22 protein-coding genes are annotated in these 26,546 nt (G+C 63.9%); 16 read left to right on the top strand and 6 right to left on the bottom strand.

Going from position 1 to position 26,546, the window contains the following annotated elements; translation table 11 throughout:
- Window positions 1–113: 113 nt before the first annotated feature.
- The 6 genes from ACVOME_RS12390 to rpmH form a co-directional block, all read right to left on the bottom strand.
- Window positions 114–1,229: a glycerophosphodiester phosphodiesterase gene (locus ACVOME_RS12390; protein ID WP_065182139.1), complete on the bottom strand. Its 1,116-nt coding sequence runs from the start codon at window positions 1,227–1,229 to the stop codon at window positions 114–116.
- Window positions 1,230–1,396: 167 nt separating this feature from the next.
- Window positions 1,397–2,284: a BRCT domain-containing protein gene (locus ACVOME_RS12385; RefSeq protein WP_283219176.1), complete on the bottom strand. Its 888-nt coding sequence runs from the start codon at window positions 2,282–2,284 to the stop codon at window positions 1,397–1,399.
- 153 nt (window positions 2,285–2,437) lie between these two features.
- The gene (gene mnmE, locus ACVOME_RS12380) at window positions 2,438–3,787 is read right to left on the bottom strand and encodes a tRNA uridine-5-carboxymethylaminomethyl(34) synthesis GTPase MnmE (RefSeq protein ID WP_262218828.1); all 1,350 of its coding nucleotides are present in this window, start codon (window positions 3,785–3,787) and stop codon (window positions 2,438–2,440) included.
- 112 nt (window positions 3,788–3,899) lie between these two features.
- Window positions 3,900–5,615, bottom strand: coding sequence for a membrane protein insertase YidC (yidC, locus tag ACVOME_RS12375; RefSeq protein ID WP_065174067.1), 1,716 nt, complete (start codon window positions 5,613–5,615; stop codon window positions 3,900–3,902).
- Complete coding sequence (gene rnpA, locus ACVOME_RS12370; protein WP_481505136.1) at window positions 5,615–6,109, bottom strand: ribonuclease P protein component; 495 nt, start codon at window positions 6,107–6,109, stop codon at window positions 5,615–5,617. The genes yidC and rnpA overlap by 1 nt, the downstream gene beginning before the upstream one ends.
- A 5-nt stretch (window positions 6,110–6,114) precedes the next feature.
- Window positions 6,115–6,255, bottom strand: a complete 141-nt coding sequence (gene rpmH / locus ACVOME_RS12365; protein ID WP_005411729.1) for a 50S ribosomal protein L34 — start codon at window positions 6,253–6,255, stop codon at window positions 6,115–6,117.
- Between the two features lie 254 nt (window positions 6,256–6,509).
- Between rpmH and dnaA the strand changes: the two genes are divergently transcribed.
- From dnaA to ACVOME_RS12285, 16 genes are all read left to right on the top strand, one after another.
- Window positions 6,510–7,841 carry a chromosomal replication initiator protein DnaA gene (gene dnaA, locus ACVOME_RS12360; RefSeq protein WP_065174068.1) on the top strand — a complete coding sequence of 444 codons (1,332 nt, stop codon included), beginning with the start codon at window positions 6,510–6,512 and terminating at the stop codon, window positions 7,839–7,841.
- A gap of 275 nt (window positions 7,842–8,116) precedes the next feature.
- Complete coding sequence (gene dnaN / locus ACVOME_RS12355) at window positions 8,117–9,217, top strand: DNA polymerase III subunit beta (protein WP_164229749.1); 1,101 nt, start codon at window positions 8,117–8,119, stop codon at window positions 9,215–9,217.
- A gap of 707 nt (window positions 9,218–9,924) precedes the next feature.
- Window positions 9,925–11,019 (top strand): DNA replication/repair protein RecF, encoded by a 1,095-nt coding sequence (gene recF / locus ACVOME_RS12350; protein ID WP_481505135.1) that lies wholly within the window; start codon window positions 9,925–9,927, stop codon window positions 11,017–11,019.
- A 112-nt stretch (window positions 11,020–11,131) separates the two neighbouring features.
- The gene (gene gyrB, locus ACVOME_RS12345) at window positions 11,132–13,591 is read left to right on the top strand and encodes a DNA topoisomerase (ATP-hydrolyzing) subunit B (RefSeq protein WP_065174070.1); all 2,460 of its coding nucleotides are present in this window, start codon (window positions 11,132–11,134) and stop codon (window positions 13,589–13,591) included.
- Between the two features lie 67 nt (window positions 13,592–13,658).
- On the top strand, window positions 13,659–14,504 hold the full coding sequence (locus tag ACVOME_RS12340; protein WP_053517218.1) for a CPBP family intramembrane glutamic endopeptidase: 846 nt from the start codon (window positions 13,659–13,661) through the stop codon (window positions 14,502–14,504).
- A 70-nt stretch (window positions 14,505–14,574) separates the two neighbouring features.
- The gene (locus ACVOME_RS12335) at window positions 14,575–15,381 is read left to right on the top strand and encodes a M48 family metallopeptidase (protein WP_053517217.1); all 807 of its coding nucleotides are present in this window, start codon (window positions 14,575–14,577) and stop codon (window positions 15,379–15,381) included.
- Window positions 15,382–15,513: 132 nt separating this feature from the next.
- Entirely contained in the window at window positions 15,514–16,707 is a 1,194-nt protein-coding gene (locus ACVOME_RS12330; RefSeq protein WP_053517216.1) for a tetratricopeptide repeat protein, read from the top strand.
- Between the two features lie 143 nt (window positions 16,708–16,850).
- Complete coding sequence (locus ACVOME_RS12325) at window positions 16,851–17,519, top strand: energy transducer TonB (RefSeq protein WP_053517215.1); 669 nt, start codon at window positions 16,851–16,853, stop codon at window positions 17,517–17,519.
- A 92-nt stretch (window positions 17,520–17,611) separates the two neighbouring features.
- Window positions 17,612–18,373: a TonB-system energizer ExbB gene (gene exbB / locus ACVOME_RS12320; RefSeq protein ID WP_053517213.1), complete on the top strand. Its 762-nt coding sequence runs from the start codon at window positions 17,612–17,614 to the stop codon at window positions 18,371–18,373.
- Between the two features lie 61 nt (window positions 18,374–18,434).
- Window positions 18,435–18,860: an ExbD/TolR family protein gene (locus ACVOME_RS12315; RefSeq protein ID WP_053517212.1), complete on the top strand. Its 426-nt coding sequence runs from the start codon at window positions 18,435–18,437 to the stop codon at window positions 18,858–18,860.
- A 3-nt stretch (window positions 18,861–18,863) separates the two neighbouring features.
- Window positions 18,864–19,277, top strand: coding sequence for an ExbD/TolR family protein (locus tag ACVOME_RS12310; protein WP_053517211.1), 414 nt, complete (start codon window positions 18,864–18,866; stop codon window positions 19,275–19,277).
- Between the two features lie 119 nt (window positions 19,278–19,396).
- Window positions 19,397–20,860 (top strand): cardiolipin synthase, encoded by a 1,464-nt coding sequence (gene cls / locus ACVOME_RS12305; RefSeq protein WP_065182132.1) that lies wholly within the window; start codon window positions 19,397–19,399, stop codon window positions 20,858–20,860.
- A gap of 40 nt (window positions 20,861–20,900) precedes the next feature.
- Window positions 20,901–21,170: a hypothetical protein gene (locus ACVOME_RS12300; RefSeq protein ID WP_053517208.1), complete on the top strand. Its 270-nt coding sequence runs from the start codon at window positions 20,901–20,903 to the stop codon at window positions 21,168–21,170.
- Window positions 21,171–21,179: 9 nt separating this feature from the next.
- On the top strand, window positions 21,180–21,923 hold the full coding sequence (locus tag ACVOME_RS12295) for a pyridoxine 5'-phosphate synthase (protein ID WP_481505134.1): 744 nt from the start codon (window positions 21,180–21,182) through the stop codon (window positions 21,921–21,923).
- Between the two features lie 77 nt (window positions 21,924–22,000).
- Window positions 22,001–23,092, top strand: a complete 1,092-nt coding sequence (locus tag ACVOME_RS12290; protein WP_262218833.1) for a PA0069 family radical SAM protein — start codon at window positions 22,001–22,003, stop codon at window positions 23,090–23,092.
- 199 nt (window positions 23,093–23,291) lie between these two features.
- Complete coding sequence (locus ACVOME_RS12285) at window positions 23,292–26,540, top strand: DUF6531 domain-containing protein (protein WP_481505133.1); 3,249 nt, start codon at window positions 23,292–23,294, stop codon at window positions 26,538–26,540.
- Window positions 26,541–26,546: the final 6 nt, after the last annotated feature.

The raw sequence follows: 26,546 nt of genomic DNA, 5'->3' as shown, positions 1-26,546 counted from the left end.
GGGGGCGGCTCGCGGGGGGGGGGGTGGGGGGGGGGGGGGGGGGGGGGGGGGGGGGTGGCGGGCCCCCGGGGGGGGGGGGGGGGGGGCCCCCCCCCCCCCGCGGCGTTGACGTGTCAGTTCGCCGCGTTGCCCGCCGCGCCAGTGCCATCCACCGCCTGCCGGCCCAGCGCCGGGTCATCGGTGAAGAACGCATCGATGCCAGTGGCCAGATAGGCGCGCATCTCGGCGATCGAGCCTTCGGCATTGCGCGCGTTGTCCGCCCCCCTGCGCAGGTTGCTGGGCTGGAACTGATTCTCCGGGCGGAAGGTATACGGGATCACCATCAGGCCGGCCGCGTGCGCATCGCGCACCAGCGCGGTCGGCGTTCCCAGTGCACCGTTGGCGTCCAGCGGAATGATCGAGCGCAGTTCAGGACCGATGCCATCGGCATAGGCCGCGATGTCCTTCAGGCCCGCAGGAGTCATCATCTGTGCGTAGGTCAGCGTGCCCCCGGCCTTGGCGACGTCGGCCGGCTGGGTATCGCCCTTCCACAACAGCTGCAGCAGGCGGATGTTGCTGTCCTGCGGGATCTTGCTGCGCAGGTAACGCAGGTTGGCGGTCTCGAAGGACTGGATGGTGACCGGACCGACGTTGGTGTAGGCATTGCCACGCAGCGCGGCCAATAGTTTGTCTTCCATCGGCAGACCGATGGACTGGAAGTAGGTCGGATGCTTGATCTCCGGCACCAGACCGATGCCTCGATTGGCGCGGCCGGCCTGCTGGACCAGGAAGGCGAGGATTTCATCGAGACTGGCGATGCGGAACTGGCCGTCGTAGGCGGTGCTGCGCAGGTCGGGCAGGCGTTCGCGCGCGTACAGCGTCTTCAGCTCGGCCAGGGTGAAGTCTTCGGTGAACCATCCGTCCACCGTCTGCCCGTCGATGACCTTGCGGGTGCGGCGGCTGGCGAATTCGGGATGCGAGGCGACATCGGTGGTGCCCCCGATCTCGTTCTCATGGCGGGCCACCATCACCCCGTCCCTGGTCATCACCAGGTCCGGTTCGATGTAGTCGGCTCCGTCGGCGATGGCCTGTGCATACGCAGCCAGGGTGTGTTCCGGCAGCAGCGCGCTGGCGCCGCGATGACCATAGACCGACGCCCTGGCCGCAGCCGGGAGAGAGGATTCAGCACTCATGGCCACCGATGGTGCCACGGCCAGCGACAACAGCAACGCACAACCCCACGACTTCACTGCAACGTCCCCCAACGGTAGGTGATGGGCGGCAGTATGCGGCGGCAATGTGACAGGTGGGGGAAGGGCCGCTGTGGAGCCTGACTTGGGCTTGCCTCTACGGCGGACAGTTGATGCAGTGATCCATGCTGTCCTGCGGAGTCCGATGCCTGCTCGGCGATTCTGGTCTAATCGACCAGCGCGTCGTGGAAGTCACGTTCATGGACGATCATGATGCGCACCCCCTGCTTACGTAGTTCTACGGCGCGCTCGACCTTTCGACCGTAGCAAGCGTACGTCCAGCACGGATTGCCCTCCGCGCCAATGACAAGGTAATCGACCTTTCTGGAGGGATTCGAGTGGACGGTTCCTCCTCTGTCTGACACCAGCAACCCCATCTCGCTCCGACTTCCTTTGTAGGAAGCTCCCGTGAAGCAGAAGCCCTTCTCGGCAAACTGGATTTCCGGCGCAACGGCACACAGACCAATCAATGCACCCTGGACGCCAACAGTCGGTGCCGTGACCGTCCGGTCATCGGACAATGCAATGAACTCAGTGAAGAACTGCGTTAGCTGATGTTGCTCCTCTTCATCCACTTTTCCGTCCGCAAGTACCTTCGCAACCAAATGATCAATCTCGTCATACGGCCAGCACCCCCGAAGATGTACATGCTCTTCCATCCAGTCTGACAGACCGCGCAGTTCAGCTTCGCTGATCTCGCAATCGGCGACGATCCCGCCCAGTACGGCATGTAGTCGCTGGAGATCGGCAACGGTGCTGCCGATGCGCTCTGCAGATCGCATCTTCGAGACGAGCCACCGAATGTCCTCAGCCCCTTCCTCTGTAAGGACTCCATCCACCAGAGCTGCCTCGGCAACAGGAATCAGCTCGTTGAAGGGATGGTATTTGCGGCGTGCTACATGCTGCTGGATCCAGCCTTCGAGAAAGCCGCGCTCAAGCTCGTTGATCTCCTGATCGATAGCGATCCCTTCAATGATTCCAGCGAGCGAGTTCAGAGAGCGGGCCAGCTGTGCCGGATAGGTAAAGTGCTGGTACTCCACATGATCTGGATGCATCTGCCGTTCCTTGTCAGATTTTTCCGCACGCTAACCCGGGACTCGCCCTGACTCAAGCCGTTGGTCAGATCCTGACCCAGATTCAGTGCCAATTACGTCACTTTATGGGGAATGTGGCCGGAGAATGAGCTCCTATCTACGGCTCCGCGCGGCTTACTTCCCGATGCAGAAGCTGGAGAAGATCCGTCCCAGCAGGTCATCGGCGCTCATCTGCCCGGTGATCTCGCCCAGCGCGTCATGTGCGAGCCGCAGCTCTTCGGCTGCCAGTTCCAGGTGTTCGTGGGCCAGCTCGCCATCAGCGCGACGGGCATGTTCCTGCGCACGCTCGATTGCATCCACGTGGCGGGTGCGCGCGGAGAACTCGCCGTCCACCTGTTCGCCCGCGCCTGCCGACGCGATCGCGCGCAGGCGCGCGTGGAGGTCGTCGAGTCCTGCACCGGTGGCGGCCGAAACGAACACACGGTCCGGATCGTCCACGGTTGGGCCGGCCTGCAGCAGATCTGACTTGTTGTGGATGTAGACCTTGTGCGGCACAGCCCGCACCGCTTCGCCGATGGCCGCCTCGCCCGCCGCCGGATCGCGTGCATCCAGCACGATCAACGCCAGGTCGGTGCGTTCGATCTCCACGCGCGCGCGGCGCATGCCTTCGCGTTCGATGGCGTCGCCACCGTCGCGCAGGCCGGCGGTATCGACCAGGGTCAGCTCCAGTCCATCCAGGCGGATGGTCTCGCGCAGTGTGTCGCGCGTGGTGCCGGCGATGTCGGTGACGATGGCGCGTTCGCTGCCGGCAAGCGCATTGAGCAATGAACTTTTGCCGGCGTTGGGCGGGCCGATCAGCACCGCGTGCAGGCCATCGCGCAGGCGGCGACCACGCTCGGCATCGCGGCGCAGCAGGGCCAGGTCGCTGCGTGCCAGTTCCAGTCCGCGGCGCACCTGCGCGCCGCCCAGCGTATCCAGCGGCTCATCGGCAAAATCGATGGCCGCTTCCACATGCACGCGCAGCAGCACCAGCTGCTCGACCACGGCGTCGATGCGGCGCGAGAACACCCCGTCCAGCGAGCGACGGGCAGCACGCGCGGCGCGGTTGTCGCCCGCAGCGATCAGATCGGCGATGGCCTCGGCCTGAGCCAGATCGAGCTTGCCGTTGAGGAAGGCGCGCTCGCTGAACTCACCGGGCCGCGCCTGCCGCGCGCCGAGCGCGATGCAGCGTGCAACCAGTTGCTGCAGCAACACCGGGCTGCCATGGCCCTGCAGTTCCACCACTTCTTCGCCGGTGAAGCTGTTCGGTGCCGGGAACCACAGCACGATGCCATCGTCGATCACCTCGCCGTCGGCGTCGCGTAGACGTGCGTAATGCGCGTGACGTGGGCGCAGGCCGGTTGCGCCCAGTGCGTTGGCGATGGCGGCGGCGCGCGGGCCGGACAGGCGCAGGATGCCGACGCCACCTGCACCTGGCGCGCTGGCGATGGCGACAATGGTGTCAGTGCGGGCTGCCTCATTCATCGCTTGGAACGTCTCCGGTTGCGCACGCGCGGAATTCTACCGCCTCATGCGAAAAGCCCTCCTTGCGGCGGGCTTCTGCTGCGGTCAGCCGGCCAGCGGCCGACTCTACCGATTACTTCTTCTTGACCGGAGCCGACGCGGCGGTGGCCGGGACCGGGTCGCCGCCATGGCGCTTGGTCATCCACCACTGCTGCAGCAGGCCCAGGCCGCCGTTGACCACCCAGTACAGGACCAGGCCGGACGGCATGAAGGCCATCATGACGCCGAACACCAGCGGCATGAACTGCATCATCTTCTGCTGCATCGGGTCCATGCCCGGCGCAGGCGTGAGCTTCTGGGTGAACCACATCACCGCCACGTTGATCACCGGCAGGATGAAGTACGGGTCACGCGCGGTCAGGTCCTGGATCCAGCCCAGCCACGGCGCCTGGCGCAGTTCGACCGACTCCACCAGCACCCAGTACAGGGCGAAGAAGATCGGCATCTGGATGAGGATCGGCAGGCAGCCGCCCATCGGATTGATCTTCTCCTTCTTGTACAACTCCATCATCGCGGTCTGGAACTTCTGGCGGTCATCGCCATAGCGTTCCTTCAGCTGCTGGATGCGCGGCTGGAAGCGGCGCATCTTGGCGCCACTCTTGTATTGCACGGCCGACAGCGGGTACAGCACCAGCTTCAGCAGCACCACCAGGCCGACGATCGCCCAGCCCCAGTTGCCGACCAGCTTGTGCACCTGGTTGAGCACCCAGAACAGGCCCTGGCCGATCACCGCCATCATCGAGAAACGGCTGTAGTCGACCACGCGATCCAGGCCCGGCACGTCTTCCTTGGCGATCAGGTTGACCAGCTTGGGGCCGACCCACAGGCGCGCTTCGGTGCTGGTGGACTGGCCCGGGGCCAGGGTAAAGGCCGGTCCGCGCGCTTCGATCAGGTCACGACCGTCCACCTGCGACAGCACGTAGTGGGCGACCTGGTCCTTCTGCGGGATCCACGCGGTGAAGAAGTGGTGCTGCAGCATCGCCAGCCAGCCGCCGGTGATGTTCTGGTTCAGCGCACCGTCCTCCAGGTAATCCTTGAACGCACGACGCTGGTACTTTTTGTCGTTGTCGTACCAGGTGGCACCGTTGAAGCTGAAGGAATCCGGGTTGGTCATGCTCCGCGACAGGATGGTCGGGGTGCGATCCAGGGTGCGGTAGACGTAGCCGTTCCACGTGGTGGCGCCGGCATTGCTGACTTCATCCTTGAAGCGCACGGCGTACTCGTTGCGCGAGACGGTGAGGGTGCGCTTGATGGTCACGCCGTTGTCGGCGGTCCACACGAACGGGATCTGCAGTTCGTTCTGGCCCTTGGCCAGCACGAAGTCGCGGGTGTCACCGACCAGCTTGAAGCCGTCGGCGCCGGGCACCGGGGCGTTCTTGTCCTGGCTGGCCCAGCCGCTGATCGCGCTGTACGGATGCGCGGGATCTTCGGTCAGCAGGCGGACCGGCGGGCTGCCTTCATCCTTGGTCTGCGGGAACTGCAGCAGCTCGGCGTCGAGCACGCGGCCCCCGTCCAGTACCAGGCGCAGGACGTCGGTGGTGACGGTCACGCGCTGGGCGGCCGGGGTCGCGCTGGCCTGGGCCTGCGTGGGCGCCTGGCCCGGGGCCGCCGGCACCTGGGCGCTGGGAACGCTGCCTGCGGCGGCGCCCGGCACGGTCTGCGCCGCGGCCGGGGCAGAACGGGTCGTCGGAGCAGGGGTCGGAGCGGCCTGCTCGCGGCTCCACTCCATCCACAGCAGCACGGCCACCATCAGCCAGGCAAAAATGAGAAATACGCGGGTCTGGTTCATCAGCGGACAGGCTCGGCGGGGCCGGAACGCGGTGCCGGCTCGGTCAAAGAGGGAGTTGCGATGCCATCAGGCGGCGGCATTGTGCCGTCCACGCCCGGCGCGGGCAATGCACGCAGGCGGCGCAGCAGGCGCAGGAAGGCCTGGCGGATGTCGTCATTGCTGGCGTGACGCGCAGCACTACGGGCCACGACGACAAAGTCGCCTGGCTGGATATCGGTTCGTGTCTGACGCAGGATGTCGCGCAGGACGCGCTTGATCCGGTTGCGCCCGACGGCGTTCGGATCGACCTTGCGGGAAACCGCCAGACCCAGCCTGGCCGGCCGGTCAGCCGGCAGCCAGTGCAGGGTCATCAGCGGATCGGACACACGGCGGGCGCCGTTGAAGACCGTTGAGTATTCGGCACGCGTGCGAACCCGCGCAGAGCGAGGTAATCGCTTGCGCGGGTCTGCAGTATTCACTGTCGAAGGGATTGCGTCTGCCGCGATGTGCGGCATGGCAATCAGGCGCTCAGGACTTTGCGGCCCTTGGCGCGGCGACGCGACAGGATCTTGCGGCCGTCAGCGGTCTTCATACGGGCACGGAAGCCGTGGTCGCGCTTACGCTTGAGGTTGCTGGGCTGGTAGGTGCGCTTGGTGGCCATTGGGGCCTCTCGTATGAATGGGACGGAAAGAACCGGAAATTCTAGAGAGGTACCCCACCCCGCGTCAAGCCCTGGGGACTACGCGAATTCACCGGCCTGTGCAATAGCTGTGGATGTTTTTGTGAATAAGTAGGGGACAAGCATTCCGAAGGCGGGCGCTCGGTGGTAGTCTGAGCCATCCATTTCCCCCCTTTCCGGCCTGTGTTTGGGCGCCTTGTCGCGCCCCCACCCCGGCCATCGGACGATTATTGCTGATGGATGCCTGGTCCCGTAGTCTCGAACGCCTCGAAGCGGAGTTCCCGCCTGAAGACGTTCACACCTGGTTGAAGCCGCTGCAGGCCGATCTGCGCGTGGACAGCCTGGTGCTGTATGCACCGAATGCCTTCATCGTCGACCAGGTGCGCGAGCTGTACCTGCCGCGCATCCGCGAGCTGCTGGCGCATTTCGCTGGTTTCAGCGACGTTTTTCTTGAAATCGGCTCCCGTCCGCGCCCGGTAGAGGCGCAGACCGCGCCGGTTTCCACGCATTCGGCGCACGCAGCCAGCGAACCCCAGGTGCCGTTCGCCGGCAATCTGGACAGCCATTACACCTTCGCCAACTTCGTCGAAGGCCGCAGCAACCAGCTCGGCCTCGCCGCTGCGTTCCAGGCAGCGCAGAAACCGGGCGATCGCGCACACAATCCGCTGCTGCTGTACGGAGGCACCGGACTGGGCAAGACCCACCTGATGTTCGCCGCCGGCAACGCCATGCGCCAGGCCAATCCGGGTGCGAAGGTGCTGTACCTGCGCTCGGAACAGTTCTTCAGCGCGATGATCCGGGCCTTGCAGGAAAAGACCATGGATCAGTTCAAGCGCCAGTTCCAGCAGGTCGACGCGCTGCTGATCGACGACATCCAGTTCTTCGCCGGCAAGGATCGCACCCAGGAAGAGTTCTTCCACACCTTCAACGCCCTGTTCGACGGCAAGCAGCAGATCATCCTGACCTGTGACCGGTACCCGCGTGAGGTCGAAGGGCTGGAAGCGCGCCTCAAGTCGCGGCTTGCCTGGGGACTGTCGGTCGCAATCGAACCGCCTGACTTCGAGACCCGTGCGGCGATCGTGCTGGCCAAGGCGCGCGAACGCGGTGCGGAGATTCCCGATGATGTTGCGTTCCTGATCGCCAAGAAGATGCGCTCCAATGTGCGCGACCTCGAGGGCGCGCTTAATACCCTGACCGCCCGCGCCAACTTCACCGGCCGTGCGATCACCACCGAGTTCGCGCAGGAAACCCTGCGTGACCTGCTGCGCGCCCAGCAGCAGGCGATCAGCATTCCCAACATCCAGAAAACCGTTGCCGACTACTACGGACTGCAGATCAAGGATCTGCTGTCCAAGCGCCGCACCCGCTCGCTGGCCCGTCCGCGCCAGGTCGCCATGGCCCTGACCAAGGAGTTGACCGAGCACAGCCTGCCCGAGATCGGCGACGCATTCGCCGGTCGCGATCACACCACGGTGCTGCATGCCTGCCGTCAGATCCGGACGTTGATGGAAACCGACGGCAAGCTCCGCGAAGACTGGGACAAGCTGATCCGGAAGCTGAGCGAATGATGCACGGACGCCGATGAGGCGTCATCGCACAAAACGGTGCAGAATCCGGTAGCAAGCGCGGGATGAGTTGTGGATAAAAAAGGCGCCTGACAACGCGCGGAATTTATCCACAGCTTTCCCCACCCTCTGGGGGGCGGTAATACAGAGGGTTTCGAGGCCAGAAATCCTTTTTATTACAAAGACTTAACGTTGTTTTCCAGCGATTCTGTCTCTACCAGCACCACCAAGCTTTTGATTTATTCCACATTTTTTAAAGCATAGGGGCACGGAACCACATGCGTTTCACACTGCAGCGCGAAGCCTTTCTCAAGCCGTTGGCACAGGTCGTCAACGTGGTCGAACGCCGCCAGACCCTTCCGGTTCTGGCCAATTTCCTGGTCCAGGTGCAGAACGGCCAGCTTTCGCTGACCGGTACCGACCTGGAAGTGGAGATGGTGTCGCGGATCGCGGTTGAAGATGCCCAGGACGGCGAAACCACCATTCCGGCGCGCAAGCTGTTCGAGATCATCCGCGCCCTGCCCGATGGCAGCCGGATCACCGTCTCGCAGACCGGTGACAAGATCACCGTGCAGGCGGGTCGCAGCCGCTTCACCCTGGCAACGCTGCCGTCCAACGACTTCCCGTCGGTAGACGAGGTGGAAGCCACCGAGCGCGTGGCGATCGGCGAAGCGACCCTGAAGGAGCTGATTGAACGCACTGCGTTCGCGATGGCCCAGCAGGACGTGCGCTACTACCTCAACGGCCTGCTGTTCGACCTGCGTGGCGATGCGCTGCGTACGGTGGCCACCGACGGACACCGCCTCGCCCTGTGTGAAGCCGATCTGGCCAAGCCCAGCGGCTCCAAGCGACAGATCATCGTGCCGCGCAAGGGTGTGACCGAGCTGCAGCGCCTGCTGGAGAGCGGCGACCGCGAGATCGAACTGGAGGTCGGCCGCAGCCACGTGCGCGTGAAGCGGGACGATGTCACGTTCACCTCGAAGCTGATTGACGGTCGTTTCCCGGACTATGAAGCCGTGATTCCGATTGGTGCCGACCGCGAGGTAAAGGTCGACCGTGAGGCACTGCGCGCCTCGCTGCAGCGTGCGGCCATCCTGTCCAACGAGAAGTACCGCGGCATCCGCGTGGAAGTTTCGCCAGGCAACCTGAAGATCAGCGCGCATAACCCGGAACAGGAAGAAGCGCAGGAAGAGATCGAAGCCGATACCACCGTCAGCGATCTGGCCATCGGCTTCAATGTGAATTACCTGCTGGACGCCCTGTCCGCATTGCGCGACGAAGAGGTCATCATCCAGCTGCGCGACTCCAATTCGTCGGCGCTGGTGCGCGAGTCCAGCAGCGAGAAGTCCCGCCATGTGGTGATGCCGCTGCGTCTCTGACGGTTGCGCTGTTCCACGTGGAACCAGAAGACGCCCGGAACGTTCCGGGCGTTTTTTTTTGGGGGGGTTCCACGTGGAGCATCCCGTTTCTCCATCGTGCTGCAAGGGGCCAGTCCCCGGTGTGACAGATCCCTATAGCTGTTCTGCCTGCCCGGATCCGCGTGGTTGCTCCTGTTGCTGACGCGACTATCCACAGACGTCGTTGCAGGCGCTGTCTGCCTTTCCTAGCTTCTAAATCTGGGTATAAATCTAAAGCCTGGTGGTGATGGTAGAGCCAGATTTCGTGGAAAACAGGGTCATCTCGTTGATTTTATTGGTTTTTAATGTGCTGAAACCCCCTGCATATCGGCGCCTGGGGCTGGGGGGGAACCTGTGGATAGATTTCAGGCAGGGCCAAAGCGGCTTTTTTATCCACAGATTGCCCATACCTTGTGTATAAGTAATACCGGGCCGCTGTGCATAGCGTGAAACCGCTGGCTTGAAATTCTTGAAATCTGTGGAACCGCCACGGGTGTTGGTGCGCAGATTTCAAGGAAATGCGGCAGGTTTTTTGCGGGCCGTCGTCCGTAAGCCGGTCAGGACACGTTCGCAACCGCGCCATGGTCTGCAGGGCGATAGCCTGACGCCAACGGCGGACTTGACCGATGCAGTAAGCTGATGGATTCCCTGCCCCTCTACCGCTTCGTGCGGATGGTCCTTCGCACCCCATGCAGATCCGTCGCCTCGTCCTGCACCATCTGCGCCGCTTCGCTGTGGTGGATCTGTCGCCACAACCGGGATTGAATCTGCTGACGGGCGATAACGGGGCCGGCAAGACCAGTGTGCTGGAGGCGTTGCATCTGATGGCTTACGGGCGCAGCTTTCGTGGTCGGGTGCGCGACGGCCTGGTCCGCCAGGGCCAGGATGCGCTGGACATCTTTGTGGAATGGGAGGAACAGCGCGCCCAGTCATCGCCGCACCGCCGCAAGGCCGGTCTCCGCCATAGCGGACAGGACTGGAAGGGGCGTCTGGATGGTGAAGATGTCAGCCAGCTTGGCAATCTATGTGCTGCACTGGCGGTGGTGACGTTCGAGCCGGGTAGCCATGCTCTGGTCAGCGGTGGTGGTGAGCCCCGTCGCCGTTTCCTCGATTGGGGATTGTTCCACGTGGAACCGGATTTTCTGTCCCTGTGGCGCCGCTACTCACGGGCGCTCAAGCAGCGCAATGCCCTGCTCAAACAGGGAGGGCCGGCGAGGATGCTCGATACGTGGGATCACGAACTGGCTGAGGCCGGCGAACCGTTGACCAGCCGACGTCAGCGTTATCTGGAGCGGCTGCAGGAGCGCACCATCGCGCTGGCGGCCAGTCTTGCCCCCCAGCTGGGTATCCAGGCGCTGGACCTCAGTCCGGGATGGCGCCGCCACGAACTGCCGCTGGCCGATGCACTGCTGTTGGCACGCGAGCGGGACCGGCAGGCGGGCTATACATCCGTTGGGCCCCATCGGGCGGACTGGAGCGTGGACTTCAGCCATATTCCAGGGCGGGACGCGCTGTCGCGCGGCCAGGCCAAACTTACGGCCTTGGCGTGTCTGCTGGCCCAGGCCGAAGACTATGCGGAACAGCGCGGGGAATGGCCGGTCATTGCTCTGGACGATCTGGCCTCCGAACTGGATCGCACCCACCAGGCGCGGGTGCTGGAGCGCCTGCTTGCCGGCCCGGCGCAGATCTTCGTCACGGCAACCGAAGCGCCGGCCGCGCTGCAGGCGCTGACTGACATCACCCGGTTCCACGTGGAACATGGACAGATCGTGGCTGTGCCATAGTGCGTACAACAGGGCCGCTCGACCCTGGCTGGTATAATTCGGGTTGCAATCCTTTCATTCTCGGCGCACTGCTTCCTGTGGTGCCCGACCTGCGGAGCCTACGGCAAGCGCAATGAGCGACGAACAGAACACCCCGGTAAACAATGGCAACTACGACGCCAACAGCATCACCGCCCTGGAAGGCCTGGAGGCTGTCCGCAAGCGTCCCGGTATGTACATCGGCGACGTCCATGACGGTACCGGCCTGCACCACATGGTGTTCGAGGTGGTCGACAACTCCATCGATGAGGCGCTGGCCGGTCATGCTGACCATGTCGCGGTGACGATCCACGCCGACGGTTCGGTGTCGGTCTCCGACAACGGTCGTGGTATTCCGGTCGGCAAGCATGAGCAGATGAGCGCCAAGCTGGGCCGCGAAGTCTCGGCAGCCGAAGTGGTGATGACGGTCCTGCACGCCGGCGGCAAGTTCGACGACAACAGCTACAAGGTTTCCGGCGGCCTGCATGGTGTGGGTGTCAGCGTGGTCAATGCGCTGTCGCAGAAGCTGCTGGTGGACGTATTCCAGGGCGGCTTCCATTACCAGCAGGAATTCAGCAACGGCGCTGCCGTCAGCCCGCTGGCCAAGCTGGAAAGCACCACCAAGCGCGGCACGACCGTGCGCTTCTGGCCGTCGACCGTCGCGTTCCACGACAACGTCGAATTCCACTACGACATCCTGGCCCGTCGCCTGCGTGAACTGTCGTTCCTGAACTCCGGCGTCAAGATTGTGCTGGCGGACGAACGCGGCGATGGCCGGCGCGACGACTTCCACTATGAAGGCGGCATCCGCAGTTTCGTCGAGCATCTGGCCCAGCTGAAGACGCCGCTGCATCCGAACGTCATCGCGGTCAGCGGCGAATCCAACGGCATCACCGTGGAAGTGGCGCTGCAGTGGACCGATTCCTACCAGGAAACGATGTACTGCTTCACCAACAATATTCCGCAGAAGGACGGCGGCACCCATCTGGCCGGTTTCCGCGGTGCGTTGACCCGTGTGCTCAACAACTACATCGAGCAGAACGGCATCGCCAAGCAGGCAAAGATCAACCTGACCGGCGATGACATGCGAGAGGGCATGATCGCGGTGCTGTCGGTGAAGGTGCCCGATCCCAGCTTCTCCAGCCAGACCAAGGAAAAGCTGGTCAGCTCGGACGTGCGTCCGGCCGTGGAAAGTGCCTTCGGCCAGCGTCTGGAAGAATTCCTGCAGGAGAATCCGAACGAAGCGAAGGCGATTGCCGGCAAGATCGTCGATGCCGCGCGCGCGCGCGAAGCGGCCCGCAAGGCTCGTGACCTGACGCGCCGCAAGGGCGCGTTGGATATCGCCGGCCTGCCGGGCAAGCTGGCCGACTGCCAGGAGAAGGATCCGGCGCTGTCCGAGCTGTTCATCGTCGAGGGTGACTCGGCAGGTGGTTCGGCCAAGCAGGGTCGCAACCGCAAGAACCAGGCGGTACTGCCGCTGCGCGGCAAGATCCTCAACGTGGAACGTGCGCGCTTCGACCGCATGCTGTCGTCCGACCAGGTCGGTACGCTGATCACCGCGCTCGGTACCGGCATCGGCCGTGATGAGTACAACCCGGACAAGCTGCGCTATCACAAGATCATCATCATGACCGACGCCGACGTCGACGGCGCCCATATCCGCACGCTGCTGCTGACGTTCTTCTACCGTCAGATGCCGGAGCTGATCGAGCGCGGCTACGTCTACATCGGCCTGCCGCCGCTGTACAAGATCAAGCAGGGCAAGCAGGAGCTGTACCTGAAAGATGATCCGGCGCTGGACAGCTATCTGGCCAGCAGCGCGGTGGAGAACGCGTCGCTGGTGCCGGCCGCCGGCGAGCCCGGCATCGAAGGCGTTGCCCTGGAGAAGCTGCTGCTGGCCTACGCCTCCGCGCAGGACGCGATCGAACGCAATGCGCATCGCTATGATCGCAACCTGCTCGAAGCGCTGGTCGACTTCATGCCGCTGGAACTGGACACCCTGCGCAATGCCGGACAAGGCGAAGGCCTGGACGCGCTGGCCAGGCGCCTGAACCAGGGCAGCCTGGGCAGCCCGCGTTTCAGCCTGGAACTGCAGGAGGCCAATGAACAGCGCCCCGCGGCCGTGCTGGTGACCCGACGTCACATGGGCGAAGAGCACATCCAGGTGCTGCCGCTTTCGGCCCTGGAAACCGGCGAACTGCGCGCGATCCACCAGGCAGCCAAGCTGCTGCATGGCCTGGTACGCGAGGGGGCGACCATCACCCGCGGTGCCAAGTCGATCGAGGTCGATTCGTTCGTCAAGGCGCAGAACTGGTTGCTGGATGAAGCCAAGCGCGGTCGCCAGATCCAGCGCTTCAAGGGCCTGGGTGAAATGAATCCGGAACAGCTGTGGGATACCACCGTGAATCCGGATACCCGCCGCCTGCTGCAGGTACGCATCGAAGACGCCGTGGCCGCCGATCAGATCTTCAGCACCCTGATGGGCGATGTCGTCGAGCCGCGTCGCGACTTCATCGAAGACAACGCACTGAAGGTCGCCAACCTGGATATCTGACACAATCGGGACGTGGCCGGTGCGCGGGGAGGCGCGCCGGCCCTTGCCCCTTGATCGCAGGTATCTGATGTCCGCTTCCGCTCCGGTTTCCGCACCGCCGCCGGTTCCGCCGGCGACCGCCGCCCCCCGCGCCGCTTCGCCGCTGGCGGGATTCTTCATCGATCTGGGCATCGCCGCCGTCACCCTGTTCGGCCTGAGCCTGATCAGTGGCCTGTTCTGGGGCCTGTACCGCGGAATGATGGTCGGCTACGCAAACGCGAAGGCCAACGGCGCCGCACCCGATCCCGGCACCCTGACCGAAGCACTGGGCCAGCCGGGTGCCCTGGCGCAGATCCTGATGGCGCTGTTCGCTACCGGCGGCGCGGCCCTGCTGCTGTATTTCTGGCGACGACCGGCCAATGCGGCCGAACGCCAGGCGTCGCGTGACGCGCTGCGCCGGCCCTCCACCTGGGGCTGGACGCTGCTGGTGGCCACGTTGATCGTAGTGGGCAGCAACGGCATCGCCTTCCTGTCCCGGCAGTTCGGCATCGAACCGGTGCCGACCAACGTGGAACTGATGCAGAACGCGGTCGCGCGCTTTCCGCTGTTCCTGATGCTGTTCGCGGTGGTGCTGGCGCCGGCCTACGAGGAACTGCTGTTCCGGCGCGTCCTGTTCGGGCGCTTGTGGCAGGCCGGTCGCCCCTGGCTGGGCATGATACTGAGCAGCCTTGCCTTCGCCCTGATCCATGAAATTCCCGGCACCAGCGCCAACGGCCCGGCCGAGATCGCCCAGCTCTGGCTGGTCTACGGCGGCATGGGCGCTGCATTTTGCTGGCTGTACCGCCGTACCGGAACGCTCTGGGCGGCCATCGCCGCACATGCCCTGAACAATGCCGTGGCACTGGTGGCGCTGGTGTTCTTCGGCGCGACGTAACGGCTGTCCGCTTGACGAAAGATTAAGCAGCGACGATACACACTGCGCTCATGAACACGGGGGTGGACCCATGAAACAACTGCTGCTGGCCCTTGTCATCACCACCCTGGTCAGCGCCTGCGCGACCACCACATCGCCGACCGGACGGCGGCAGATGATCGGTGGCGTCTCGCAGGCACAGCTTGACCAGCTCGGCGCGCAGGCGTTCGCCGAGACGAAGCAGAAGGAAAAGATCAGCACGGACGGCCGGCAGAACGGCTACGTGCAGTGCGTGGTCAACGCGCTGGTCGCCCAGCTGCCTCCACAATACCGTGGCGTACGGTGGGAAACCGCCGTGTTCGTCGACAAGGAACCCAACGCTTTCGCCCTGCCTGGCGGCAAGGTGGGCGTGAACACCGGCATCTTCACCGTAGCCAGGAACCAGGACCAGCTGGCGGCCGTGATCGGCCACGAGATCGGCCATGTCATCGCCCGCCACCACGAGGAGCGCATCACCCGGCAGATGGGCGCGCAGACCGGCCTGGCGGTACTCGGCGCACTGGCCGGCGCTGCCTATGGCGAAGGCGCGGCCAGCACGGTCAACCAGCTTGGCGGCATGGGGGCACAGACGGCGTTCCTGCTGCCGGGCTCGCGGACCCAGGAAAGCGAGGCGGACGTGATCGGCCAGCGGCTGATGGCGCAGGCCGGTTTCAACCCGGCGCAGGCGGTGGACCTGTGGCAGAACATGATGGCCGCCAGCGGCGGACGCAGCCCGCAATGGCTGTCCACCCACCCCGATCCGGCCAACCGGATCCAGGAGCTGCGACGTGATTCCCCTGCCCTGATGCCGGTCTACCAGCAGGCGCAGGCGGCCGGACTGCGACCAAAGTGCGGATGAGTGCGCAGTTTCATGCTGTATTGCAGCACATAAAACGATTTCTCACGCCATCTGTTTCTGATACGTTTGGCGGCTCAGATTTTTCTGACAGTCCGACTTTGCCGCTATCCGGCGGTTCGATCGAGGTGAACGATGATTTTCCGTAAACACAAAGCTGTGCTTTCCGTCCTCGTCGCGACCGCCCTGACCGGCGCCGTGGTCACCGATGCGCTCGCGCAGTCCTCGCGTTCCTCCGACCGTGGCAACCGCGGCGGCAGCAGCAAGCAGGCCAAGGCCGAACCGCTGTACCCCAATGCGACCCGCCAGGAGCCGGCGGCCAAGTCCTCGGCCAAGATGGGTGGCAAGCTGCAGAAACTGGTAGACAGCTACAACAAGGAAAAGTTCCCGGAGACCCGCACCCAGGCCGACGCGATCCTGGCTGACAGCGCCGCGAACGAGTACGACAAGTCGCTGGCCGCGCAGCTGGCTTCGCAGGCCGCCTACCAGACCGACGATGTCGCCGCCGCCATCGCCTACCTGAAGCAGGTGCTGCAGTTCAACGGCCTGGACAACAACGGCCACTTCCAGTCGATGCTGATGCTGGGCCAGCTGCAGCTGCAGGAAGACCAGACCGCCGAAGGCCTGGCTACCCTGGACAAGTACTTCGCCGAGAGCAAGTCGACCAAGCCGGACGAGCTGATCGCCAAGGGCCAGGCGCTGTACCAGCTGGAGCGCTACCAGGAAGCGATCCCGGTGCTGAAGCAGGCCATCGCCGGCTCCACCGAGCCGAAGGACAGCTGGAACCAGCTGCTGATGGCGGCCCTGTCCGAGGCCGGCCAGACCGGTGAAGCCGTGCAGGCCGCCGAGGCCCTGGCGGCGAAGAACCCGAACGACAAGAAAGCGCAGCTGAATCTGGCCAACATGTACATGCAGGCCGACCAGATGCCCAAGGCCGCCGCGGTGATGGACAAGCTGCGCAGCAGCGGCCAGCTCACCGAAGAGCGCGAGTACAAGCAGCTGTACTCGATCTATGCCAACACCGAGAACAAGGAAAAGGACGTCATCGCGGTCATCAACGAAGGGTTGCAGAAGGGCATCCTGAAGCCGGATTACCAGGTCTACCTGGCGCTGGCCCAGTCCTACTACTACTCCGACCAGGTGCCGCAGGCGATCGATGCGTGGCAGAAGGCCGCCCCGCTGTCCAAGGACGGTGAGACCTACCTGAACCTGGCACGCGTCCTGCATGCCGAAGGTCGCGTCCCCGAGGCCAAGCAGGCCGCCCAGCAGGCGCTGGCGAAGGGCGTGAAGAACCAGGCTGATGCCAAGAAAATCATCAACCTGAAGTAAGTAGGAATAACGCCTGAACGCCTGCTCAGTTGATGCGCAGGCGCTCAGGATTGGTATAAGCTTGGAGGTTCCTGCGGTGTCATGCACCGCTGATCAGGGATTCCGCCCCCGGCATCCCGGCCCCACTATTGAGCTCTTGGCGCATGACGGAACAACTAGTCGTTCACCGGTACGAACAACCCGATGACAAGGGGCTGAGCTGGCCTCGCATCGTCGGCATCGCGTTTGTAATCGCCCTGCATCTGGCCGCCTTCATGATGCTTCTGATCCCTGCCGTGGCTCCCAAGGCCGCTGCGGAGAAGGAACGCAATGTGATGGTGACCATCGTCGACGCACCGCCGCCGCCGCCCCCGCCGCCGCCGCCGCCGCCGCCGACAGATACTCCGCCGCCGCCGGTGAAGAATCTGTCGCCGCCGAAGCCGTCGCCGGTCCCGCCGCCGCCGCAGGCGCCGGTCGTGGACGTGCCGGAACCGCGTCCGAACGATATCGTCACTCCGCCGACCCCGCCGTCGCCGCCAAGCCCGCCGGCGTCGATCGAGGCCAGCGTGGACATCTCGTCCAAGGCGATGAATCCCCCGCGTTATCCGCCGGCAGCATTCCGCGCAGGTATCCAGGGTGAAGTGATCCTGATCATTGATGTCGATGCCAGCGGCAACGTCACCAATGTCACGGTGGAAAAGTCCAGCCGTAACCGCGACCTGGACCGTGCTGCGATGGAAGCAGCACGCAAGTGGCGCTTCAACGCCGCTGAATCTGGCGGTAAGAAGACGGCAGGTCGCGTTCGCGTCCCGGTCAACTTTGCGCTGAACTGATGCGTTCGGGTGGCTTCGGGCCACCCCCGCTCCGGTTCGATTGTTTAGCTTAGCTACACCCTTTATCACCACACACAACAAAGGTAAGCGTCATGCTGCAGGAAATTTTCATCGCCGCTGCTGCCGGGGGCAATCCGTCCAACGCCCTGTCGCAGATGGGCTTCGAGCACCTGATCCACGAAATGACCACCAAGCCGGGTGATTTCGCTGTTTCCTGGGTCGTGCTGCTGACCCTGGTGATCATGTCGGCCATGTCCTGGTACTGGACCGTCATCAACATCTTCCGCGCCACCCGCCTGAAGAGCGCTGCCGATCGCGTCGTCAGCCTGTTCTGGGACACCCCGAACGCGCAGGACGCCATCCGTGCGATGGAAGAGCAGCCGGCTTCGGAGCCGTTCTCGAAGATCGCCCTGGACGCTGCCCAGGCAGCTGCCCACCACCAGCGCGCTGAAGGCGGCGGTACCGGTGGCCTGGGTGAGAACCTGAGCCGTTCGGAATTCGTCGACCGCGCCCTGCGTCAGGCCGTCACCCGCGAAAGCAACAAGCTGCAGTCGGGCATGACCCTGCTGGCCACCGTCGGCGCGACCGCTCCGTTCGTCGGTCTGCTGGGTACCGTGTGGGGCATCTACGGCGCGCTGATCAAGATCGGTGCCACCGGCTCCGCTTCGATCGACGCCGTTGCCGGCCCGGTGGGTGAAGCGCTGATCATGACCGCGATCGGTCTGTTCGTCGCGATCCCGGCCGTGTTCGCCTTCAACTTCTTCAGCAAGATCAACAGCGCGACCATCAGCAAGTTCGATACCTTCGCGCACGACCTGCACGACTTCTTCGCCACCGGTTCGCGCGTCCGCTGATTGCGGCGCGCTTCCACCCGCGACGAAGCAAGTAGTCATCAAGATCTAGACGGAGCCCGTTATGGCTTTCAGTAGTGGTAACAGCGGCGGCCCCATGGCCGACATCAACGTTACGCCCCTCGTGGACGTGATGCTGGTGCTGCTGATCATCTTCATCATCACGGCGCCCCTGATGTCCCACAAGGTCAAGGTGGATCTGCCGGAAGCCAACCTGATCCAGAATCCGGATGACGCCGAAAAGCGCTCCGGTCCGATCACCCTGGCAGTCAAGGAAGACGGCTCGATCTACTGGAACGACGAAGAAATCACCAAGCAGACGCTCGAGTCGCGCTTGGCGACCGCCGCCCAGCAGACCCCGCAGCCGCCGCTGAACCTGCGTGGTGACCGCACCACCAAGATGCGCGTCATCAACGACCTGACCAAGGTCGCGCAGGAGCAGGGCATGCTGGACGTCGGCTTCGTCGCGACCAAAGAAAAGGGGCAATAAGCCATGGCATTCAGTAGTGGTGGTGGCAAGGGCCCCATGGCCGACATCAACGTCACGCCCCTCGTGGACGTGATGCTGGTGCTGCTGATCATCTTCATCGTGACCGCGCCGATCATGACCTACCCGATCGCCGTGGACCTGCCGCAGCGCGTGCTCAACCCACCGCCGCAGCTGGTCGAACCGCCGCCGCCGATCGAACTGAAGATCGACGCCAGCAACCAAGTCTCGTGGAACAACAGCCCGATCAGCACCAGCGAGCTGCAGCAGCGGATGGAACAGGAGGTCCAGCGTGACCCGACCAACCAGCCGGAACTGCGGATCGATGCAAGCCCGGATTCCGAGTACGACGTGATGGCCAAGGTTCTGGCTGCCGCGAAGAATGCTCAGATGAAGAAGATCGGCTTCGTACAGCAGTAAACGCAATACCGCAACACAACAGTCATGACGCGACTGCAGACGCCCCTGGAGACAGGGGCGTCTTTTTTTGTGCCGGTGCCGACGCCCGGAAACCCGCTGGCGCCCGCTATGATCGGCGCATGCTCGCCCTCTTCGACTCCCTCCGCCACTGGCTTGATGGCATTGCCCACCTGGGTTCGATCCTGGCCGTGGCCTACCTGCTGTACCTGCTCGCGCTGGCGGGCTGGATCATGCTGCAGAAGCGCGAACCGGTAGCCACGCTGAGCTGGATCCTGTCGCTGGCCCTGCTGCCCTACCTCGGCCTTTTCATCTATTACCTGCTCGGTCCGCAGAAGGTGAAGCGGCAGCGCCTGCGTCGTGGCCGCGCGCGATCGGGGATGGAGCATTACAGCGACGTCTGCCCGCCCGATGCCGATTGCACCGAGCTGGCCAAGATCGCCCAGGCCACCACCGGACTGGCGCCGAGCAGTGCCACCGAAGTGACCTGGCTGGTCGATGGCGCGGCGACCTATGCCGCGCTGCTGGAAGCGGTGGCGCAGGCGCGTGACCACGTGCATCTGGAGTACTACATCTTCAATCCCGACCATGCCGGAACCGCACTGCGTGATGCCCTGGTCGAACGTGCCCGCGCCGGCGTGCAGGTGCGGCTGCTGCTCGATGCAGTGGGCTCGTCCGCGGTGCCGCGACGCTTCCTGCAGCCGCTGCTCGACGCCGGCGGTGAAGCGGTCTGGTTCCATCCCCGCCAGCTGCTGAAGCCCTTCAAGCGACCGTGGCTGAACCTGCGCACCCACCGCAAGCTGGTGATCGTCGATGGCCGCCTCGCCTTCACCGGCGGCATCAACATCACCGATGACGAGGATGAGAGCCGCAACGCCAACGCCTACCGCGACCTGCACATGCGCATCCGCGGTCACGTAGTCCGCAGCCTGCAACTGGTGTTTGCCGAGGACTGGCTCTACGCCAGCGGTCAGGACCACTCGCATTTCGACATCGCGCGGATGTGGCCGGCGGACATGCCGCTCCGCGGCGAAGGCTCGATCAACGCACAGGTGCTGGTGTCCGGCCCGGACTCGGGCTGGGAGACCATCCACCGGCTCCACGTGGCGGCCATCCAGGAAGCGCAGGAGCGCGTGTGGCTGGTCACGCCCTACTTCGTGCCGGGCGAAGCCGCGCGGATGGCGCTGACCTCGGCCGCGCTGGGGGGACTGGACGTGCGCCTGCTGGTGCCGAAGATGAGCGATTCCTGGTTCGTGACCCAGGCCGCACGGTCCTACTTCGACGAGCTGCTGCACGCCGGGGTGAAGATCTACGAGTACGGCCCCCGCATGCTGCATACCAAGGCCTTCATCGCCGACGACGACGTCTGCATCGTCGGCAGCGCCAACTTCGACCATCGCAGTTTCCGCCTGAACTTCGAGCTGTCCATGATGATCAGCGACCGCGAGCGGGTGGCCGCCCTGGCGGGCCTGCTGGAGGCCGAGTTCGAGCGCGCTACCCGCGTGCACGACCAGGCCGCGGCCCGCTCGCTGTGGCTGCAACGCCTGCCCGAGGCCTTCGCGCGCCTGGCCTCGCCGCTGCTGTAAGGCGGCGCTACACTGCGGCGATCATCCGGGGAGCCTGACTATGTACTGGTTGTACCTGCTGCCGGCGCTGGGCTGTTTCGCCTTCGCGCTGAAAACCCCAAGCCCGGGGCTGATGGCGCTGGCGCTGCTGGCGGCCCTCGCCTTCCTGCTGGCCTGGGTGCGTGGCCGCTACGTGGCCCGGTTCGGTGATCTGCAGAGTGATCCCTCAACCCTGATCGATGCCGACGAGCTGCGCCGCCTGCGTGAGCAGGCCGAGGCCCGTGGCGCGGATCAACGCGACGAACACGATCCGTCCCCTCTTTCCAAGTAGTACCGTTCGATGACCCAGCTCAGTGTCAACGTCAACAAGATCGCCGTCCTGCGCAATTCGCGCGGTGGTGCCGAACCCGATGTGGTGCGTGCCGCCCAGGCCTGCCTGGATGCCGGCGCCCATGGCATCACCGTGCATCCGCGACCTGATCGACGCCACATCACCGCCGAGGACGTGCTTGCGCTGTCCACGCTGACCCGCGTCCGTGGCGTCGAATTCAACATCGAAGGCAATCCCTTCGCACCGCCACGCGACGGCTACCCGGGGCTGCTGCCGCTGTGCGCGCAGACGCGTCCGGCGCAGGCCACTCTGGTGCCGGACGGCGATGGCCAGATCACCTCCGACCACGGTTTCGACTTCGAGCGCGACGGCGAGCGCCTGCGTCCGCTGGTGGCGGAGTTGAAGGCGATGGGCTGCCGGGTCAGCCTGTTCGTCGATGCCGGCAGCCCGCTGCTGGAACAGGCGGCCGAGGTCGGCGCCGATCGCATCGAGCTGTACACCGGACCCTATGCCGAAGCGCACGCCGCAGGCGACGCCGCAGCGATGCTGGCGCTGTTCGCCACGGCCGCGCGCCGCGCGCAGGCCGTTGGGCTTGGTGTGAACGCCGGCCATGATCTGTCGCAGGACAACCTGCGTGACTTCCTGGCGAACGTGCCGGAGGTGCTGGAGGTCTCGATCGGGCATGCGCTGATCGGCGAGGCCCTGTATGACGGGCTGGATGCGACCGTTCGGGGCTATCTGGCGCTGCTCTGAGGTAGCGCCGGACCCTGCCCGGCGGGGCCAATACTGTTGTCGCAGCCGCTGAGACGGCAGCGGCGTAGGCTACCCACATGGGTATCGCGATCAAAGGCCGAGGGTCCAGCTCCCACCTTGCCGGGCGGTTCGAGAGCACCGTCAGCGAGGCAGTGGACGACGGCTGGGAAGTGGATGAAAGCGACGAGTTCGCGGCCCCCCGTCTGCGCACCGAGGTACGCGCTGAAACCGCGCGCAGCATCATCAGCCGCAATACGTCCCCGGACGTAGGCTTCAGCCAGTCGGTCAATCCGTATCGTGGCTGCGAGCACGGTTGTTCCTACTGCTTCGCGCGCCCGTCGCATGCCTATCTGAACCTGTCGCCGGGCCTGGATTTCGAGACCAAGCTGTTTGCCAAGACCAATGCGCCGCAGCTGCTGCGCAAGGAGCTGTCCCGGCCAGGCTACGCGCCGCAACCGATCGCGCTCGGCATCAACACCGATGCGTACCAGCCGATCGAGCGCAAGTTCAAGCTGACCCGTCAGTTGATCGAGGTGATGCTGGAGACGAAGCATCCGTTCTCGCTGATCACCAAGAACGCGCTGGTCGAGCGCGATATCGACCTGCTTGCGCCACTGGCGGCAGAGAACCTGGTCAGCGTGCATTTCTCGGTGACTTCGCTGGATCCACGCCTGTCGGCGAAGCTCGAGCCGCGCGCCTCTGCACCGCACGCGCGCCTGCGCGCGATGAAGCGTCTGCACGAGGCGGGCATTCCGGTTGGCGTGATGGTTGCGCCGGTGATTCCGTGGATCAATGACAGTGAACTGGAAAGCGTGCTCGAAGCGGCGCACGAGGCGGGTGCGCGCACTGCCGGCTATGTGCTGCTACGCCTGCCTCTGGAGGTTGCGCCGCTGTTCCGCGACTGGCTGGACGCCCACCATCCGGATCGCGCCGCGCACGTGATGAGCACCATCCAGCAGCTGCGCGGTGGCAAGGACTATGACAGCCGCTTCGGCACGCGCATGCGGGGCCAGGGGGTCTATGCGGATCTGTTGAACAACCGCTTCAAGCTGGCGCGCAAGCGCCTGGGCTTCGACGCCCAGAACAGCCACTGGCCGAAACTGGATTGCAGCCGCTTCCAGAAGCCGCTGCCGCCGAAGGTGGATTCGCCTCAGGGGTCGTTGTTCTGAAGTAGTGGCACTGGCTACCGCGGAACGCGTATGGAAAACCGTGATCACGATCTGCGCCTCGGCGACGGATACGACATCGCGACTGCGCACATCGCTCTGTTCAACTGTGTGAACTCCAGATTACTATCCACTTCCTCCTGAACTCACGGTTCAGGCGAAAGCGACTTCAGATCCGGCAACACAAGGAATAAAAGCGAGCATGAAGCTCCGTTCGAAAGGCGTGTCTACCACCGCCGCACTTCTGCTGCCCGTGCTGATGTCGGGCTTTCTCCTGGCACCTCCTGCGTCCGCGAAAAAGGCAACCAGGGTCTTCTATCAGAACAACAACGGGGACTCCGGAATCAAGGATCTGGACAAGATCACCGTTACCCATCTGCGTGGTCCATCAGTTGGCACTTCAGGTGTCATCTCGATTGGCATAGGGGTGTCCTACCACTCGGACGCGTCGATGCCCGCCAGGACAGCGGTGGAACAGGAAACCGACGATCGTCGTGATGACTGCGGCGAGCGCAAGGGCAACCCCGTTGTGCTCTACACCGGCAACAAGGTCGAAATCGAACGGGACTTCACCGTCGGTGGGGAGATGGGCCTGTACCTGGAGCGCACCTACAACCATCACTGGAGTGCTGCTGGCCTGTTTGGCAACCACTGGATCAGCAACTTCGACTACAGCATCGCATTCTCGAACGCGCAGAAGACGGCCTGGGCACAGCGGCCGGACGGTCGCAGGCTCAAGTTCGTCTGGAGCGAAGCGAACGGGCGCTGGAACGAGGATCGTGCCAAGCCGATCGCCTACCTGACAAAGAACAGCGATGGCAGCTTCACCCTGTACAACGAGGAGCTGGGCAGCGAGCGGTACGACGCTGCTGGATACATTACCGAGCTTCGCAATGAGCAGGGCGTCTTCTGGACATTCACGTACAGTGACAAGTATCTGCAGAAGGTTACGCATTCCTCCGGCCGCAGCATCCAGTTCGTCTGGTCCAACGGATCGCTGACACAGGTCAAGGATCCTGCGGGCAACGTCTACCAGTACACCTATACCCCGAATGCGTTCGGCACGGGACGTGCGCGTCTTGCCAGCGCAACCCTACCGGGCTCGCCGCAGACCACGATCAGCTACCACTACGAGGACGCGCGATATCCAGGTGGCTTCACCGGCAAGTCCTACAACGGCGTGCGCTACTCTACTTTCGCCTACGATGCCAACAGGCGAGCAACGCTCTCGGAACATGCCGGCGGTATCGAGCGGCACACCTTCAGTTACGCCATCGAGAGCAGCGCGCCGGTGGCGGTACCTCCAGCGCCGGTGCATCCAGGCGGCATCCGGGGCAACGAAGAGACGGGCTGGTGTGAGTACAGACCGGGCCAGGGCAATATCTGCATCCAGCCCCGGTCCTTGCCCGGTGGCCCTGTTCAAATCGCCGCCGACCCGAGCGCCCAAGGCGTGCTGTTGGCCGCCACCGGGGAGCGGACCCGTCCGGTCAAACTGAAGGTCAGCGAGACCAATCCACTCGGTCGCACGACAACGTATGCCTATGAGGACGGACGCCAGGTGTCGGTGACCGGCAACCGATCAACGACCTGTCCCGCCAGCTACAAGGAACGCACCTACGATGCCAATGGCAATCCTGACCTCGTTCACGACTTTGTCGACAACGTCACTGATTTTGATTACAGCCCCGATGGCAATCTGCTGAGGAAGGCCGAGGCCGTTGGCAGCGCTGCGGAACGTGTCACGCTCTATCAGTGGGATGCGGCGGGACGGCATCTGCTGAAGGAAACGCGGGTTGGTGATCGCGAGACCAGCTTCAGCTATGACAGCCGCGGTAACGTCAGCTCGGTCACGACACGAAATCTCAGTGCTGCCGGCGTCAATGGTCAGGCCAGAACCACTCAGTACACCTATACCTACCACGCCAATGGGCTGACGGCTTCCGTCAAGGAAGATGGCCCCTTGGCGCAGGACGACATCACGTCCACCTTCAATGCGAAGGGAGATCTGTCCAGTGTCACCAGCGCGTTGGGGCACAGGGTGACGTACGCCGCCTACAACGAACTGGGGCAGCCGGGCCGTATCACCGGACCCAATGGCGATGTCCGTGAAATCACCTATGACGCTCGCGGCCGTGTTCTGGTAGACCGGATCAACACAGGGTCCGGTTGGGCAACGACCACAACGACGTACAACGCGACGGGCGACATTGCCAGCATCACCACACCTGTGGGAATCAAGACGCTATACAGCTACGACGCTGGCCGGCGCCTGATGAGCGAAGTTCAGCCGATTGGGGACGGCAACTGGCTGTGGACGCGTCACACGTATGACACCGCATCCAATCGCACACGCACTGAAATCGCGCAGACGGACTATTCCAGCGAGAGCGTTGTCAGGGGCGTAATCGACGAGGTCACCCACGACGCGCAATGGAACTGGTTCGTGCGAGGCTGGGCCTGCTCCTCGGGATCGGCTTCGTCCATCCAGGTTGATGGCTATGCGGAGGGCGGAACCTATCTCGGCAGCGCACAGGCGAACCTCGCCAGCGAGAGCCAGGTAGCATCCGCGTGCCAGGCAACAGGAAACGCATATCGATTCCAGCTCCCCCTCACGCTGGAACAGCGCCAGCAGCTGGGTGGGAAAAAGATCACGCTCTACGGCCACTCTCCGCTGGGCGCGCAGTACAACCGAGCTCTGGACAACTCCAGCACCTTCTCCATTCCCACCGCGCACATCATCGGTGATGTTGCAGGGATCATGAATGATGGGAACTGGAACTATTCCGTGCAGGGATGGGCCTGCTCGGTAGGAGTCAACGCCGCGACCACGGTTCATGTCTACGCAGGTGGACCTGCAGGGAGCGGCACCTACCTCGGCAGTGTGACCGGTATGTTGATCCCGAATGACGATGTGAAAGAGGCTTGCCAATCACAAGGCTCTTACTGGTTCGGACTTGCATTGGATGCAAATACACGAAGCGTTCATGGCGGAAAGCCGCTTTATGTTCATGGCATCTCTCCCTGGGGCGGCCCCAACCTGGCCATCAATCGGTCCGGCACGTTCACCGTTCCAACCATCTCGCGTACTGCTGAGCTGGTGCAGGCGTCAGCCGGCCCAGAGCACATCTTCAATGGTGAAACGTCCACGGTGACATTCCAGTTCCGGAACACCGGCAACGTTGTCTGGAACCCCGGTGACACCTACTTGGCGCTGACGACGTTGCGGACGAGTCAATCCGTGGGGCTCAACAATACGGTGGCTCCTGGTGCCGTCGCGACCTTCACCATCAACGTCTCGCCGGTCAACAGTGGCAGCGGAGTTGCCCAGTTCCAGTACTTCGGGCAGCTCGCATCCGGTGCAACCGCCTGGGGACCTAAGGGACAGATAACGATCAGAGCCGAGAACCATACAGGAAGCTGCAACCTGATCTTCTGTGAACAACCCCGCTAAGGAAAG

The organism is Stenotrophomonas sp. STEN008, from assembly GCF_056760435.1.
The sequence above is the reverse complement of the archived record's forward strand: the minus strand, read 5'-3'. Positions and strand labels throughout refer to the sequence as shown.

Coding starts and splice junctions, on each gene's coding strand:
- ACVOME_RS12385 (WP_283219176.1), bottom strand. CDS start 2,284: ATGCATCCAGATCATGTGGAGTACCAGCACTTTACCTATCCGGCACAG.
- yidC (WP_065174067.1), bottom strand. CDS start 5,615: ATGAACCAGACCCGCGTATTTCTCATTTTTGCCTGGCTGATGGTGGCC.
- ACVOME_RS12330 (WP_053517216.1), top strand. CDS start 15,514: ATGATTTTCCGTAAACACAAAGCTGTGCTTTCCGTCCTCGTCGCGACC.
- exbB (WP_053517213.1), top strand. CDS start 17,612: ATGCTGCAGGAAATTTTCATCGCCGCTGCTGCCGGGGGCAATCCGTCC.
- recF (WP_481505135.1), top strand. CDS start 9,925: ATGCAGATCCGTCGCCTCGTCCTGCACCATCTGCGCCGCTTCGCTGTG.
- ACVOME_RS12340 (WP_053517218.1), top strand. CDS start 13,659: ATGTCCGCTTCCGCTCCGGTTTCCGCACCGCCGCCGGTTCCGCCGGCG.
- gyrB (WP_065174070.1), top strand. CDS start 11,132: ATGAGCGACGAACAGAACACCCCGGTAAACAATGGCAACTACGACGCC.
- ACVOME_RS12290 (WP_262218833.1), top strand. CDS start 22,001: ATGGGTATCGCGATCAAAGGCCGAGGGTCCAGCTCCCACCTTGCCGGG.
- ACVOME_RS12300 (WP_053517208.1), top strand. CDS start 20,901: ATGTACTGGTTGTACCTGCTGCCGGCGCTGGGCTGTTTCGCCTTCGCG.
- rpmH (WP_005411729.1), bottom strand. CDS start 6,255: ATGGCCACCAAGCGCACCTACCAGCCCAGCAACCTCAAGCGTAAGCGC.
- dnaA (WP_065174068.1), top strand. CDS start 6,510: ATGGATGCCTGGTCCCGTAGTCTCGAACGCCTCGAAGCGGAGTTCCCG.
- rnpA (WP_481505136.1), bottom strand. CDS start 6,109: ATGCCGCACATCGCGGCAGACGCAATCCCTTCGACAGTGAATACTGCA.
- ACVOME_RS12315 (WP_053517212.1), top strand. CDS start 18,435: ATGGCTTTCAGTAGTGGTAACAGCGGCGGCCCCATGGCCGACATCAAC.
- ACVOME_RS12335 (WP_053517217.1), top strand. CDS start 14,575: ATGAAACAACTGCTGCTGGCCCTTGTCATCACCACCCTGGTCAGCGCC.
- cls (WP_065182132.1), top strand. CDS start 19,397: ATGCTCGCCCTCTTCGACTCCCTCCGCCACTGGCTTGATGGCATTGCC.
- ACVOME_RS12310 (WP_053517211.1), top strand. CDS start 18,864: ATGGCATTCAGTAGTGGTGGTGGCAAGGGCCCCATGGCCGACATCAAC.
- ACVOME_RS12325 (WP_053517215.1), top strand. CDS start 16,851: ATGACGGAACAACTAGTCGTTCACCGGTACGAACAACCCGATGACAAG.
- dnaN (WP_164229749.1), top strand. CDS start 8,117: ATGCGTTTCACACTGCAGCGCGAAGCCTTTCTCAAGCCGTTGGCACAG.
- ACVOME_RS12295 (WP_481505134.1), top strand. CDS start 21,180: ATGACCCAGCTCAGTGTCAACGTCAACAAGATCGCCGTCCTGCGCAAT.
- ACVOME_RS12285 (WP_481505133.1), top strand. CDS start 23,292: ATGAAGCTCCGTTCGAAAGGCGTGTCTACCACCGCCGCACTTCTGCTG.
- mnmE (WP_262218828.1), bottom strand. CDS start 3,787: ATGAATGAGGCAGCCCGCACTGACACCATTGTCGCCATCGCCAGCGCG.